The sequence below is a fragment of the Rariglobus hedericola genome, from assembly GCF_007559335.1.
Taxonomy (GTDB): domain Bacteria; phylum Verrucomicrobiota; class Verrucomicrobiia; order Opitutales; family Opitutaceae; genus Rariglobus; species Rariglobus hedericola.
Genome location: NZ_VMBG01000001.1, coordinates 1,513,799 through 1,527,447 on the forward strand (window position 1 = coordinate 1,513,799; position 13,649 = coordinate 1,527,447).

13 protein-coding genes are annotated in these 13,649 nt (G+C 60.6%); 5 read left to right on the top strand and 8 right to left on the bottom strand.

Annotation, left to right across the window (positions count from 1 at the left end):
• Positions 1-48 precede the first annotated feature (48 nt).
• Positions 49-663: a hypothetical protein gene (locus FPL22_RS06625; RefSeq protein WP_144229313.1), complete on the top strand. Its 615-nt coding sequence runs from the start codon at positions 49-51 to the stop codon at positions 661-663.
• A 296-nt stretch (positions 664-959) separates the two neighbouring features.
• On the opposite strand, the gene FPL22_RS06630 is transcribed toward FPL22_RS06625, so the two are convergent.
• Positions 960-2,012, bottom strand: a complete 1,053-nt coding sequence (locus FPL22_RS06630) for an ATP-grasp fold amidoligase family protein (protein WP_162525217.1) — start codon at positions 2,010-2,012, stop codon at positions 960-962.
• Positions 2,013-2,386: 374 nt separating this feature from the next.
• Positions 2,387-4,144 carry a DNA polymerase/3'-5' exonuclease PolX gene (gene polX, locus FPL22_RS06635; protein WP_144229315.1) on the bottom strand — a complete coding sequence of 586 codons (1,758 nt, stop codon included), beginning with the start codon at positions 4,142-4,144 and terminating at the stop codon, positions 2,387-2,389.
• A 156-nt stretch (positions 4,145-4,300) separates the two neighbouring features.
• On the opposite strand from polX, the gene FPL22_RS06640 reads away from it, so the two are divergent.
• Entirely contained in the window at positions 4,301-4,708 is a 408-nt protein-coding gene (locus FPL22_RS06640; protein ID WP_144229316.1) for an acyl-CoA thioesterase, read from the top strand.
• 12 nt (positions 4,709-4,720) lie between these two features.
• Here FPL22_RS06640 and FPL22_RS06645 read toward each other — a convergent pair whose 3' ends face one another.
• The 5 genes from FPL22_RS06645 to FPL22_RS06665 all read right to left on the bottom strand — a co-directional run bounded on the left by FPL22_RS06645 (position 4,721) and on the right by FPL22_RS06665 (position 8,545).
• A complete protein-coding gene (locus tag FPL22_RS06645) occupies positions 4,721-4,918 on the bottom strand; it encodes a hypothetical protein (RefSeq protein ID WP_144229317.1) in 198 nt (65 codons plus the stop codon).
• A complete protein-coding gene (locus FPL22_RS06650; RefSeq protein ID WP_144229318.1) occupies positions 4,908-5,399 on the bottom strand; it encodes a nucleotidyl transferase AbiEii/AbiGii toxin family protein in 492 nt (163 codons plus the stop codon). The genes FPL22_RS06645 and FPL22_RS06650 overlap by 11 nt, the downstream gene beginning before the upstream one ends.
• Positions 5,400-5,435: 36 nt before the next feature.
• Positions 5,436-6,707, bottom strand: coding sequence for an AMP-binding protein (locus FPL22_RS06655; RefSeq protein ID WP_144229319.1), 1,272 nt, complete (start codon positions 6,705-6,707; stop codon positions 5,436-5,438).
• Positions 6,689-7,732, bottom strand: coding sequence for an o-succinylbenzoate synthase (locus FPL22_RS06660; protein ID WP_144229320.1), 1,044 nt, complete (start codon positions 7,730-7,732; stop codon positions 6,689-6,691). Before FPL22_RS06660 ends, FPL22_RS06655 begins: the two co-directional genes overlap by 19 nt.
• A gap of 255 nt (positions 7,733-7,987) precedes the next feature.
• A complete protein-coding gene (locus tag FPL22_RS06665; protein WP_144229321.1) occupies positions 7,988-8,545 on the bottom strand; it encodes a nucleotidyl transferase AbiEii/AbiGii toxin family protein in 558 nt (185 codons plus the stop codon).
• Between the two features lie 185 nt (positions 8,546-8,730).
• On the opposite strand from FPL22_RS06665, the gene guaB reads away from it, so the two are divergent.
• The 3 genes from guaB (at position 8,731) to FPL22_RS06680 (ending at position 12,320) form a co-directional block, all read left to right on the top strand.
• Positions 8,731-10,311, top strand: coding sequence for an IMP dehydrogenase (gene guaB / locus FPL22_RS06670; protein ID WP_144229322.1), 1,581 nt, complete (start codon positions 8,731-8,733; stop codon positions 10,309-10,311).
• A gap of 126 nt (positions 10,312-10,437) precedes the next feature.
• On the top strand, positions 10,438-11,982 hold the full coding sequence (locus FPL22_RS06675) for an adenylosuccinate synthetase (RefSeq protein ID WP_144229323.1): 1,545 nt from the start codon (positions 10,438-10,440) through the stop codon (positions 11,980-11,982).
• Between the two features lie 125 nt (positions 11,983-12,107).
• Positions 12,108-12,320: a hypothetical protein gene (locus FPL22_RS06680; RefSeq protein WP_144229324.1), complete on the top strand. Its 213-nt coding sequence runs from the start codon at positions 12,108-12,110 to the stop codon at positions 12,318-12,320.
• Positions 12,321-12,330: 10 nt separating this feature from the next.
• On the opposite strand, the gene FPL22_RS06685 is transcribed toward FPL22_RS06680, so the two are convergent.
• Positions 12,331-13,638, bottom strand: a complete 1,308-nt coding sequence (locus FPL22_RS06685) for a bifunctional folylpolyglutamate synthase/dihydrofolate synthase (protein ID WP_238991327.1) — start codon at positions 13,636-13,638, stop codon at positions 12,331-12,333.
• Positions 13,639-13,649 lie beyond the last annotated feature (11 nt).

Sequence of the window (13,649 nt, forward strand, 5' to 3'; positions counted from 1 at the left end):
CATAATTGATCAGAAGCTTTGGCTTCCTTATGCCATTTTCGGACAAACATGATCATTCACTGGTTGCCGCTCTTGTGCGGACTTTTTTTCGGACTCATCCCACCCCGCCTGCTGATCAACAGTGAGTGCCGCTACCTGAGCTGCGAGGGGCTGTGGAGCCGAGTCGTCACGCGGGAGAAATCGAATCAGCGGCGCCGTCGTTGGTGGAAGCTGCCAATCGTGTGGATCGATCCGGTGCGCGGCTTTGTAACCGCCATGCTGATCACCACCGCCTTCGAGGTCGTGGACAAACCCACCGCTCTGCAAAAACTCGCGCCGGTAGCGGCTACATTTCTCACGTTGCTCGTGGTGCTGTGGATCCAATGCCGGGGACGAAATACCGACCGAGAAACGCTTTCACCGTCGGCCTTTCTGGCCGGCCTGATGCTGGGCATGCTGCCGCCGGTCGTGGCCTTGTCGGCAATCGTCATCGGCATCACGACAGCCATCGCCATGACCAGTTTTATGGCCGGCTATGTGGTCGCGACCCTCACGACCGCCGTGATCGGTTACGTTTTCCTCGGACGCAGCCCGTGGCTGGCTGCGTATACGATTCTCGTCGCGAGCCCGCTGCTCATCAACTGGCTGCGCCGCACGCAGCTGGTGATGCCGGTCAGATGCTAGCCGCGCCACGCGCGGCTAAAAACCTGAAACCTGAGGGATGAAACCTGAAGGTGACAGCGGACGGAAAGACTGAGGACAGCGTAACAGAGGACTGACGGAACCAAGAGAAGTCGGAATTTTTAACACAGAGAGCGCAGAGGACACGGAGGACGGCCTAAAACCAAAAGGCAGATAGACGGGTAGCAGACAGCACTAATTGCTAGCAACGAGTCACTAGCAGCTATCCGATCTCTGTGGTCTCTGCGACCTCTGCGTTAAAACTCCGCTTTTGTTCGCGGTTGGTGATTTGAACACGCTCAAGCCTTCGGCCTAAGGCGCCTGAGGGTGCGTTTGACGAACCGGAGCGGAGAGGTGACGCGCCAGCTGAACGAGGTTTGCATGCGGGTGACCTTGTCCTCCCAGTAGCAAGCCACCTTACCCGTTTTGGCGCCCGCAGAAACAGACAAGGGCTCCGCCATATCAAGGAGCGCAGGCAGGGCTTCGCGGGGAACTTCCACTGCACGGCCGGTTGCCTCGGAGAATAACAGCGCGTGCTCGGGCAGATGCAGCAAAGCCCCCAGCTCATCTTCAACGTGATCGGGCTTGAACGGTGAAATGCCGTTGCCCGGATAAAACGTGAGTTCTCCAAAGAGGACTTGGTGTTCGTGATAATAAAGGTCCACACGAACAAAGGAAAAATCCGCCGAGAGCGTCCGCGCCACCGCGCACATCTCGGCGAATTTTTCCGGTCGGGCTACGGCATACGGGATGGGCGCATTCGAACCGCGCCGGTAAGGCAGCCGGTTCCACTCCAAGTCGAAGTAGTCCACGTGAAGCACGCCGGAGATGCGCGTCGCGACATAGAGGAGCTTGGGCTCTCCATGGAAACAGAGGAACTTGTAGTCATCGAGTTTACCGAGTCCGGGCACCAAGGGTTCCACGAGCATCGTCGGCTGGATGTAGCGGTAAGCCCATTCGTAGTTCTGGGCATAGTAAGAGAACGTGGGGCCGAGCCAGTCCTCGATCAGCTCCTTGATGCGGGCTTCGCTGAACGAGTGCGGACCTTCATAAAACAGCATCGCACCGGAGCCATTGTTGAGCTTGAGCACAAACTTCGGCGGCATCTCCGCCAGGTTGAAGTCCGCCACGGAGCGAAAGGTCTTGAGCGTGGGGATGCAGATGTCGCGCCCGAGTTTTTCCCTGACGTAATTTTTAACCGCGACCTTGTCGGAGCAGAGGGTGACGAGCGGGTCTTGGTTGAAGAGTTTCAACCACTGGATTTTTTCGCAAAACGTTTTGGGGTTGATGAGATTCAACTCAAAGCCCACGGAGCTCTTAAATTGAGATTGAATGTAACTTATCTTGTTCAAGGCGCGGATGAAAAAAGGGGAAACGGGGAACTCAAGACCGGACTCCGCCCCTGCCAAAATTCGAAATCATCGGACGGATGGATGACTGAGGACAGAGGACAGAGAACGGAGAACGGATGACTGAGGACTGAGGACGGAGGACGGACGGATTGTTAACACGGAGACGCCGACGGCGCGGATGAAGACTCAAGATTAAGTTTAAGGATGATGGGAAGGTAGCAGTCAGAACCTAATGGCTATCCGATCCGATCTCTGCGCTCTCTGCGTTAAACCGGTATTTAAGTCGGAGATTTAAACACAGAGGTCGCAGAGAACACAGAGGATGCAGAGAGCGGAATGGACGATCATCCTTAAACTTAATCTTCCCCCTTAAACTACCGCGCACCAAACGCGCGTTTCACCTCCGCCAGGGGACGCGCGTTGAGCACGTGTTCGCGGGTGAGCCAGCCTTTGCGCGCCGAGTTAATGCCCGCACGGACGTGTTCAAGGCCGGAGGTTTCGTGGGCATCGGGATTGATCGCGCAGAGTAGTCCGCGCTCGGCGGCTTTGCGCCAATGACGCCAGTCCATGTCGAGGCGCCAAGGGCTCGCGTTGAGTTCGATGATCACGTCGTTGGCGATGGCGGCGTCGATGATCTGGGTGAAATCCACCTGGTAACCTTCACGCCGCAGCAACAGGCGCCCCGTGACGTGGCCTAGCATGGTGGTGTAAGGGTTCTCGATGGCCCGGATGATGCGTGCCGTCATGTCGGCCGATGACTGCGTGAAGGCCGCGTGAACCGACACGACAACGTAGTCCAACGTAGCCAGCATCGCGTCGTCATAGTCGAGCCGGCCGTCGCTCAGAATGTCGCACTCGGTGCCGGTGAAAACGTGGGTCTTAAAGCGGCCGGAGGCGTTGAGTGCATGGATCTCGGCCACTTGGGCGGCAAGGCGTTCTTCACTGAGACCCTTGGCTTGCACACTGGATTTGGAGTGGTCGGCGATACCGAGATACTCCCAGCCCAGCGCCTCGGCGGCAGCGGTCATCTCGACGAGTGTATTGCGGCCGTCGGACGCGGTCGTGTGGTTGTGAAACGCACCGCGCAGGTCGGCGAGTTCAATGAGCCGCGGGAGTTCACCGGCCTCAGCCGCTTCGATTTCCCCGAGACCTTCGCGCAACTCAGGCGGAATGAAGCGCAGGTCGAGCGCGGCGAAGAGCGCGGTTTCATCCTTGGCCTTCACGCCGTGTGCGCCGCCTTCGGCTTTGGCCTTTGCAGTGCCCTCGCCCTCCGCCGGCACCAGACCCCATTCGCTCAGCGACAGGCCGCGGGCGAGCGCACGTTGACGCATGAGGACGTTGTGATCTTTCGAGCCGGTGAAATGATGCAGCGCAAAGGCGAACTGCTCGGGCGGCACGAGGCGCAGGTCCGCCTGCAGTCCGCTCACAAAGCGCACGCTGGCCTTGGTCTCGCCGCGCGCGGTGATCTCCTGCACGCCCGGCTGCGTCACAAACCATTCGACCACGGGAGCGACGTCCACCGCCGCAACGATGAAGTCGAGATCGCCCACCGTTTCGAGTCCGCGACGCAGACTGCCTGCCGCCTCGGCTTGCGATACCTGCGGCAATGCACGCAATCCGGCCACGATGGGCGTCGCTATGGCCCCGGCCTCCCACCACATGTGGCGTTTGCCATAGGCCTCGCGGTTGCGGATGCCTGCGAGGATTTTTTCCTGGGATTTTTCGCCAAAGCCGGCGAGCGCGGCCACGCGACCATCGGTGCACGCGGACGCCAGACCCTCGATCGTGGTAACGCCAAGCTGGTCGTGGATGGCTTTGATTTTTTTGGGCCCGAGCCCGGGCACATCGAGCATCTCCACCAGACCGGGCTCGATGGAGGCCTTCAGCTTATCAAAAAACTCCAAGCGCCCCGTAGAGTGAAGTTCGCCGATTTTCTGAGCAAGGGCGTCGCCGATGCCTTTGACGGACTTGAGCCGTTCCTCGCGGATCAGGGTGTCGAGCTCGTCCTGCTCCATGGATTCCAGCACACGCGCACCAGCCTGGTAGGCACGTGTCTTGAAAGGATTTTCTCCTTTGAGTTCGAGCAGGGTTCCGATCTCGGTGAGCACGTCGGCGATCTCGTTTTTAGTCATGGGATTTTTCAGAAGTAGCGAGTATCGGGTAGTGTGTAGCCAGTAGGTCGAGCCTTTGATCTCTCACAGAAAATTCAATCACGACGTCGTCCAATAAGCTACTTTCCAACCTACTCACGACCGGTTACTCACTACTCGCTACTTCAAGCCGCCCCCATGCCTTTCGCCTATTCACGCACCGTGCACTTTCCCGACACCGATGCCGCCGGCGTGGTGTTTTTCGCGCGCTACCTGTCGATCTGCCACGAGGCTTACGAAGAGTCACTGGCGGCCGCAGGCGTGCCGTTGGGGACGTTTTTCGCCGATTACGGCGTGGTGGTGCCGGTGGCCAAAAGCGAGGCGACCTATCTGCGCCCTTTGGTGTGCGGAGACAAGTTGCGCATCGATGTGACACCCGTGGCGCTCTCTGAAAACAGCTACGCGATCGACTACGTCATCTGGAAAACGGGTGCCGCCGAAAAACGCGCCGCCGTGGTCCGCACCGAACACGTGTGTATCTCGTCGAAGACCCGCGAACGTCTCCCCCTCCCCGCTTCCGTAGCCGTGTGGGTTCAGGCGGGGTGAAGCGACCAGACCCTAAACTGTTTTCCGCAAAGAAGTTTTCCGGCTTAAAATAAACTCCGCCGCCTGCTCCAACCAACGCAGCCTGGCTCCTGGAGTCATTCTGGAAAATTCGGTGTGCCCGTCATAATCCTGCGGGGTGCTCTGCTTCAACGCAGCCCAATCGGCTTTCGACGCAAAGGACGAATCCCGCGAATTGAGTTCAATTTTCATGACGGCTTAAAAATTCGATATCCAAGGCATCTTTGGCGCGTGCCGGAATAATGGCCAGCTTGATAGCCAGCAATCGCGGGCGATTTATAATTCTCACCGCCATACCATCTACATCCACCCACTGCGAATCTGGCAGCAGTGATTCGTAGCCGAGATCGGCCTTAAGAAAAATATCCACGTGGCGGACAGGCCGGTCCGGATCAAGAAAGCTAAACACCAAAGCATGTTTATCTTCGATCATCATGCGAATAAATGCCGGCTCGAGCAAAGCGGAAGGAGCAATGGGCACACGTGGTTTCAATCCCAAGGTCGCCATCACATCGATGAACTCACGCAAATTATCCGGCACCATGTGCACGGAAAGATCGATATCCATGGTCACACGCTCAACCCCATGCAGCACACAGGCCACTCCACCGCCGACAATGAAATCAACTCGTGCGTCGGTGAGGGCCTTGAGGATTTCAGTGTAAGGTCCCATGGGCAATATGCGTAACAACCTGAGCCTTCCGATCGCCTAAGTCGAGACTCCGCCCTCCAATGATACCCGCAGCGTCGCGCGATTGACCTTCCCTTGCGCGTTGCGGGGCCAGCGGTCGAGGGCGACATAACGCTTGGGGTGCTTGAAAGCCGCCAGGTGACTCGCAAGCACGCGCGCCACCGCCTCCAAATCATGCGGAGCAAACTCCGCCGGATAACACGCAACCACGACTTCGCCCCACTGCGTATCGGACACGCCGATCACGGCCACATCGGTAAACTGACCCGTGCCACGCAACACCCGCTCCACCTCCGCCGGATCCACTTTTTCGCCTCCCGTGATGATCAACGCATCGCGCCGTCCGCTCACCTGCAGGCTGCCGCTTTCGTCCATCCGCCCGAGATCCTCCGTAAGCCAGATATCTCCCGTGCGCAGCTCGGGCCAGTATCCACGAAACAACGACGCGCCGGCGATCCCGATGCGGCCCTCCGCATCAAACGTGATTCGCGCATGCGGCATCACCGCGCCATTGCCACGCGCACCGGATAAAAACTCCTCCGGCTTCAAGGCCGCGATCATCGCCGCCGTCTCGGTCATGCCATAAGAAAACGCCAGCGGCAGCCGCGCCTTCGCCCCGGCCTCGATCAACTCCGGCCACGCCGGGGCGCCACCGATGAACACCGCCCGAAACCCGCGCAACCAGTCCTCGGCTTCGGCATCGCCCAGCAGGCGTTGCAACTGGGTCGGCACCAGCGACAGGAACCAATCGCCATCATCCGCGGGCAACGCCGGACGCTCCCCCGACTCCACAGCTTTCCAACTGCACGGCAGGTAACTCCCACCCGTCAAAACCGTGCGCATCCACGCCATGAATCCACTTACATGATACAGCGGGAGCAGCCCGACCACGTTGACCTTCGTCACGCCGAAGTGGGCGCAAAATCCGTTCACCGCGGCCGAGATGGTTTGCTCATCGTGCCGCGCCAGCTTGAGCCGACCCGACGAACCGCCGGTCGGAATACACAGCCAGCCGGAAGTCGCAGCAGGCAGACCTGAAACTTGAGATGCGAGACCTGAAGACGCACCGGCGGAGCGCGCCACCGGTTGAGCAGACGTGAGCGCGTTGAATTGTGCCCGCTCACTTTCGCCCCACGAGGGATCAGCCAAAAACACCGTGCCGCCGGCCGCGACCGCATCGGAAAACGATTCGATAAACACGGCCGGCTCGCGTTCCTCCACGATGACATCGCGCATCTCCGCCACGACCGGTGGCATGCCCAGCAGACGGATCAGGTCAGCGCGTTCCATACGGCCTCCGCGTTGAGTTTTTCGACATCTTCCTTGCGAATAAACGGTGCGACATACGGCCCGTCGAATACGCTTTCATGAAACAGCGGCCACACGCCGAACCCGAGCGCGCGGGGCTTTTCGCCCGGCCAGGCGAGCGCCAGCTGCAACGCGGCCCGTGCGCCCACCGCCGTCTCCAGCGCCGAGGAGAACACCACGTCGGCCTTGGCCGCGGCCAGGCGCGCCATCACCGGGGTGGGATCACCGAAGAGCGCGGGCTTGATCACAAACACCCCGCGCCAGCCCTCGGCCAGCCAATGCTCCACGTCCTGCGCACCGACCAATGATTCGTCGAGGGCGAGCGGCGTCGGATAATCCTCGGCCAGCCCTCGCAACACATCGTCCATGCGGCGACGCGTGCCGGCATCCTCGTTTTTCCCGGCAAAACACGGTTGCTCGATATACTCGATAGGCCGGTCCGCCGTGCGTTCCAGCCAGCGACGCGCCACCCGCGCATCCCAACCCCCATTGGCATCCAGTCGCAACCGTGCGCCCGCTGGAAGTTGTCCCAAGAGGTCATCCAAAATCGCCAGTTCGTCGGCCGGATCGCCCACGCCCACCTTCCATTTAAAGGTGCGAAAACCGAGTTCCGCCTTGGCCGCCACCGCCGTGAGCACCGCGCGACCGGCGGGCAGCAAGGCCGCCACAGGCAGATACGCGTGCCCGGCGTCCGACGATGATTCCGAGCCGCGCAATGCGGACAACGCGCCGGCGATGGCAAACCGCAGACAACCGAGCCGCGCAGGCACGGCCACGAGTTGTTCTTCGGTCACCCATTCTCCGAAGCTCGCCAACGCCGCCTCGATTTCGTCAGGCGTCTCCGTGCCGAACCACGGAATCGGCGCGGCTTCGCCGTGACCGGCCCGTCCGCTTTCATCGGTGAGCCGCACCAGCACACCTTCGCGCTCCGCCCAGACCCCGTGCGCCGTGCGCACTGGAGTGCGAAACGGCAGCAAATAACGGCGGTAGGCGAGTCGCAGGCGCATGTGGATTTACATCAAGCCGGACGATCCCCCCGACCTCAAGAGCGCACCGACAAAGACCAAATGATACCACCCTTGGCAGCCAAGCTCGCTTATAGCTTCCAGTGATCCCCGCCGGTAATAAATTTACGCGGAGCCGTCGGCACAAACTGTGATGAAAAACGGAGGAAATCCAGATACTCCGCCAAATCCCACTTCACAAATTTCGCAGGCCTCGCCGCATCAGGCCGAACCTGAGAAATCTGTTGTCGTTCGATTTTACTGAGCCGAGGCATAGTAGCTTTTTAGCTCAGCAAGCTTGGTTTCCAAATTAAAAATCCCGAGATAATCGCCGACTAACAGCCAATTGATCGCCACACCCTGCCCTGCCGCAGCTTCCAATATCATCCGAATATCCGACCAATCACGAGCCGCCCTATTCGGGTCATTTACCGAAGCCTGCACCTTCAGGCCGATCAGATCTTCGATATGCACCACACGAATACTAAAGTCGCCCAAGACCGGCATCACTTCGGCACGCTCAAGCATTCCAAGGGTAGGTCCGCGAAATGCATGCAAGATATCAATACGCCCCCAGCTTTTATCAGCCGAAATATAATGCGATACGTTGGCCGACTGAAACACCCGTTCATATCCGCATGACTTCAGGATGGCATCGGTTTTTTCCATGTCTTCGAGCATCAGGATAAAATCCAAATCCATCGTCGCCCGCTGCACGCCTCGCAACGCCATGGCAAACCCGCCAATCAATGCATAATGAATACCTGATTCTTCCAATGCTCCCACTACACGGCGTATAACGACTTCGAAATTCATGGGATGCGACGACCGCTATGGTCGGTTAAAAATAGATAGCCTTCGAGTCCCCTCCTTCGTCAACGCCCAAGGTGAACCAACCATTCCCAGAGGAACGCCCCGCCGCTGTTGAGGCTTCCCCCCGCGCCAAATCGAAAAACGATTTGCCCTTTAACGGGTCAGGCTTATTACGTTCACGGCAACTCATGACAAAGGTTGCCACTCCTTCCGCCGCGGCGTTCGACGCCGAATTCTACCAGCCGGCCGACGCCTTCTTCCGCGCCAACCGCCCCGTCGCGCTCACGTTTGACGACGTTTCCCTGGCGACGCTCTATTCGGAAATCCTTCCCAAGGATGCGGATACCTCCACCGCACTCTCCGAGGTGCTTAAGCTATCCATCCCCGTCATTTCGTCGGACATGGACACCGTCACCGAGGCCCGCATGGCCATCGCCATGGCCCTCAACGGCGGCCTCGGCCTCATCCATTACAACATGCCGGCCCGCGACCAGGTGAAGGAAGTCGCCCGCGTCAAACGCCACATCCACGGCCTCATCCAGGATCCGATCACGGTTTCCCCCACCCAGCATGTGGGTGACGTGCTCGCCCTCATCGAAACCCGCCGCTTCGATTTCCGCACGTTCCCCGTCGTGGATGCCGATGGCAAACTCGTCGGCCTCCTCTCCGGCAGCACCGTGCGCGAGCGCTACAAATCCAAGACCGTCGCCGAGGCCATGACGCCCCGCGCCGACATCCTCACGATCCACGAAAAGGCCCTCAAACCCGATCCCATCAAGGCCGCCGACGCCTTCTTCACCGAGCATGTGGGCATCCACAAGATGCTCGTGGTCGACGACGAAGACCGCCTGCGCGGCTTGGTTACGTTCTCCGATATCGACCGCATCCTCACGGAATCGAAGTCGCGTCGTAAACCCGCCCGTGACGCCGATTTCCGCCTCGTGGTCGGTGCCGCCATCGCTCCCGTCCGCCTGCCCGATGGCACGCTCGACGACGAAAAAATCATCACCCACGTCAGCCAGCTGGTCGATGAACACATCGACGCCGTCGCGGTCTCCACCGCTCATGGCCACACCGCCGGCGTCGGCGACATCGTTAAGCTCGTCCGCGACGCCTTCCCCGACCTCACCATCATCGCCGGCAACGTCACCAGCGCCTCCGGCGTCGATTACCTCGCCGCCTGCGGTGCCAACGCCGTCAAGGTCGGCCAGGGCCCCGGCTCGATCTGCACCACGCGCGTCGTCGCCGGCGTCGGCATCCCGCAACTCACCGCCCTCTACGTCGCCGCCCAAGGTGCCAAGGCTCGCGGCGTGAAGATCATCGCCGACGGCGGTATCACCAAGTCCGGTGACATCGTGAAGGCCCTCACCCTCGCCGACGCCGTCATCCTCGGAGGTCTTCTTGCGGGTTGCCGCGAAGCCCCCGGCGAGATCATGGAAATCAACGGTAAATTGTATAAGCAGTATCGCGGCATGGGTTCGCTCAGCGCGATGAAAGCCGGCAGCGCCGCGCGCTACGGCCACGACAAGACCGACAACGCCCGCAAACTCACCGCCGAAGGCATCGAGGCGCTCAAGGAAGTATCCGGCTCGGCCGATGACGTGCTGGGCAACTTGGTCGGTGGTGTGCAAAGCGGCATGGGCTACCTTGGCGCGAAAGACCTCAAGTCGCTGCGCGAAAAGGCCCGCTACATCCGTGTCTCCCCCGCCGGCCAAAAAGAAGCCGCCCCCCACGACGTCGTCGAAATCAAGACCCAAGCCAAAGGCTGATTTTTTTAAACACAGAGGCCGCAGAGGACACGGAGGTATTCAATCCTCTGTGCGCTCTGCGGCCTCTGCGTTTAAAATTCCGCGATTGAACCGCGCCGCCCCGCCCGCTTTCGTTGGCGGTTTGCCATGTCGCTACTCCCTTTTTCCAGCCAGCTCATCGCCGATGTCGGCATCTCCCTCGGTGACGAGGGCAAAGGCCGCCTGATTCCCGAGGTCGTCCACGAGTTGCGCGATGGCGCCCACCCCGTCTCCACCGTCCTCAAGGTCAACGGTGGCGCCAACTCCGGCCACACCGCCGCCGGCATCAAGCTCAACCTCCTCCCCTCCGGCGTCGTCGAAAAGGAACTCGCCCACCTCGCCATCGGCGCCGGTGTCGTCGCCGACCCGCGCAAAGCCTGGTGGGAGGCCATGCCCCTCGAAAAGAAGGGTTATCCCGTCCTCAACCGCCTCGTGATCGACGAACGCACCCTCGTCTCCGATCTCACCCACCGCCTGCTCGACCTCGCGTGGGAAGATTACCGCGTCAACGTCCTCCAGGAAGAGCCCCGCGGCTCCACCGGCCGTGGCATCACGCCCGCCTACCAGGACGAAGTCGGCCAGTGGCAGATCACCTACGCCGATTTCCTCGGCTCCCGCGAAGCTTACGCCAAAAAACTCGCCCAGCGCGCCGACCGCGCCGTCGCGACCATCCAGCACGTTTGCAAAGTCTCCGCCGAAACCTTCGCCGGCTTCTTCCAAAAACTCGGCGACGCCGAACTCCGCGCCAACACCGAGGCCATCGAACTCGGCGTGTTCACCAAAGAAGACTTCGATTTTACGATCTTCCGCGGTGACGGCCCGTTCTCCATCAACCTTGCGACGCTCACCGAGACCTATTGGCTGGCCGGCCAGCGCCTCGCCAAAAACATCGGCGAAGTCCGCGAACTCATCCTCCGCGAGCTCCGCGCCGGCCACACCATCATCGGCGAATTCGGCCAAGCCTACTGGCTCGACAAACGCCACGGCTACTCGCCCAACGTCACCGCCTCGCACACCTTCACACCCGAGTTCTTCGAGAGCGCCGGCATTCCCGTGCAGCGCATCCACACCTTCGGCGTCGCCAAGGCCTACGACACCAAGGTCGGCACCCACGTGTTCCTCACGCAGATGGACGACGCGCACCCGCTCTCCGTCCTCCTCAAGAAACTCGAATTCGGCACCTCCACCGGACGCCAGCGCATGGTCGGCTGGTATGACGCCGTGGAAAAAGGCGATGCCCTCCGCTACGGCGGCTACCAGGACGTGATGATCAACAAACTCGACGCCCTCACCCACCGCGGCGAGTGGAACAGCGAGCTCCTCATCTGCACCTCCTACGAAGATGTCTCAGGCAAACGTTACCATCACGTCCCCCGCAACGACGCCATTCGCAAGACGCTCAAACCCGTTTACACGAAACACGCCGGCTGGACCGAAGATGTTTCGACGGTCCGCCACTTCGCCGATCTCCCGAAGAACGCCCAGCGCTACGTCGCCGCCATGGTGAAGTCCCTCCTCGATGTCGCCTTCCACGGCGAACCGCTGCCCGCGTGCGAAAAGCTCCCGAATCTGCGCTACCTCGGCGTCGGCCCCGAGCCGTCCCAGATCATCAAAGACGTCCCCGCGACGTCTGAGCTGATCAAGCTGGTTTAAAATTAAAGTTCATTAAACACAGAGGCCGCAGAGAACACGGAGCACGCGCTCGGTGAACTCTGCGGCCTTTGCATTTTACCGTTCACCGGTTGCAACCTTCCGCTCCAATTCGAGTCTCTCGTAGCATGCAGATCATCCGCTTCATCATCGCTGGTATCGTGGTCATTGTCGGCCTGCTTGCCGCCATCGCGGTGATGCTGTTCGGCGTAGCCTTTTACATCGTGCAACGCTTGCGCGGTCGCCCTGCAACGCGTCCCGCATTCCGCACGTCAGCACGCCCGCGCCCGATGCGGACCGCCGACGTGATCGACATCGAAGCAACGGAAGTGAAGAGCTGAGCACCCGACCTCAAAAATCCTGCAGCCGGTTCTCGATCGCACCACGTTCAGGCTGGATGCGGGCCATGACTTCGCCGAGCAAATAAATCGAGCCCGTCACCACCACCGTATCGTCGGGCCCGCCCACGGTGCAGGTCTGCGCATCGGGAAACACTCCGGCGACGGTCGCTCGGCTCACGCGCCCCGTGAACGTTTTCGGGATCAACGCCTCCAGTTCCTCGAAACCGCTCGCCCGTGACTGCTGCGGCATCACCAGGTGAATCTCCGCCGCGCAGCGACTGATCGTCTCCAGCAACGGTCGCGCCCGCGCCGCGCCCAACACGCCCGTCACCACCACCGGCTTGCGTCCCGTCTCCACCACCAGAGCGCGTAATTGATTCTCCAATACGCCGGCACCTTCCGGATTGTGCGACGCATCTAGGATCAAATCCCGCCCACCGATCTTCGCCCGCTGCCAGCGCCCGGGCCAGCGAGCCGCGTGCAGGCCGCGCTTGATGACATCCTCGGTCAGTTTCCAACGCGTATCGAAACAGCGTGCCACCAACACCGCAGTCGCGGCATTCCAGCGCTGATAATCCCCCTCGAATGCCGCCGTCGGATATCCCTCGATAGCTTCGCCGAACACGTCGCGCACCGAAATCACCGGAGCGCCCTGCTCCGCCGCCACCCGGCGAATCACCGCCTCCGCTTCCGCCGGCAGCCGTCCGATCACCACCGGTTTTCCCGGCTTGATGATGCCCGCCTTCTCGGCAGCGATTTGCGCGATCGTGTCGCCCAGCATGTCGCAATGATCGAGTCCGATCGACGTGATCACCGCCACCTCCGGATCAACCACATTGGTCGCATCAAGGCGTCCGCCGAGACCGGTCTCGATGATGGCGATATCGCAACGCTTCCGGGCGAATTGGAGAAACGCCATCGCGGTCATGAACTCGAAAAAGCTCGGATGATCGTCCGGACTTCCATGGCTCACCGCCTCGGCGACCGGCAGCAACTCCTGCGTAAACGCCACGATCTCCACCTCGCTCAAAATCTCCCGCGCCACCTGCACGCGTTCGCCGAGTTTCACCAGATGCGGCGACGTGTAGAGGCCGGTGCGCCAGCCCGCGGTCGAAAAAATCGCCTCCAGCATCGCTGCGACGGAGCCCTTGCCGTTGGTGCCGGCCAGGTGAATGACCGGCGTGGCGAGCTCCGGATGCCCGATGCCCGCAACGAGCAGGCGCATCCGGTCGATGCCGAACTTCACTCCCTTCGCCTTGAGCGAAAAAAGATAATCCTGCGTCGCGTTGTAACCAGTGATTCCGGAATCAACGTTCAACGTTCAACCTC

Coding starts and splice junctions, on each gene's coding strand:
- FPL22_RS06645 (WP_144229317.1), bottom strand. CDS start 4,918: ATGAAAATTGAACTCAATTCGCGGGATTCGTCCTTTGCGTCGAAAGCC.
- FPL22_RS06675 (WP_144229323.1), top strand. CDS start 10,438: ATGTCGCTACTCCCTTTTTCCAGCCAGCTCATCGCCGATGTCGGCATC.
- FPL22_RS06650 (WP_144229318.1), bottom strand. CDS start 5,399: ATGGGACCTTACACTGAAATCCTCAAGGCCCTCACCGACGCACGAGTT.
- FPL22_RS06660 (WP_144229320.1), bottom strand. CDS start 7,732: ATGCGCCTGCGACTCGCCTACCGCCGTTATTTGCTGCCGTTTCGCACT.
- polX (WP_144229315.1), bottom strand. CDS start 4,144: ATGACTAAAAACGAGATCGCCGACGTGCTCACCGAGATCGGAACCCTG.
- FPL22_RS06665 (WP_144229321.1), bottom strand. CDS start 8,545: ATGAATTTCGAAGTCGTTATACGCCGTGTAGTGGGAGCATTGGAAGAA.
- FPL22_RS06680 (WP_144229324.1), top strand. CDS start 12,108: ATGCAGATCATCCGCTTCATCATCGCTGGTATCGTGGTCATTGTCGGC.
- FPL22_RS06640 (WP_144229316.1), top strand. CDS start 4,301: ATGCCTTTCGCCTATTCACGCACCGTGCACTTTCCCGACACCGATGCC.
- guaB (WP_144229322.1), top strand. CDS start 8,731: ATGACAAAGGTTGCCACTCCTTCCGCCGCGGCGTTCGACGCCGAATTC.
- FPL22_RS06655 (WP_144229319.1), bottom strand. CDS start 6,707: ATGGAACGCGCTGACCTGATCCGTCTGCTGGGCATGCCACCGGTCGTG.
- FPL22_RS06625 (WP_144229313.1), top strand. CDS start 49: ATGATCATTCACTGGTTGCCGCTCTTGTGCGGACTTTTTTTCGGACTC.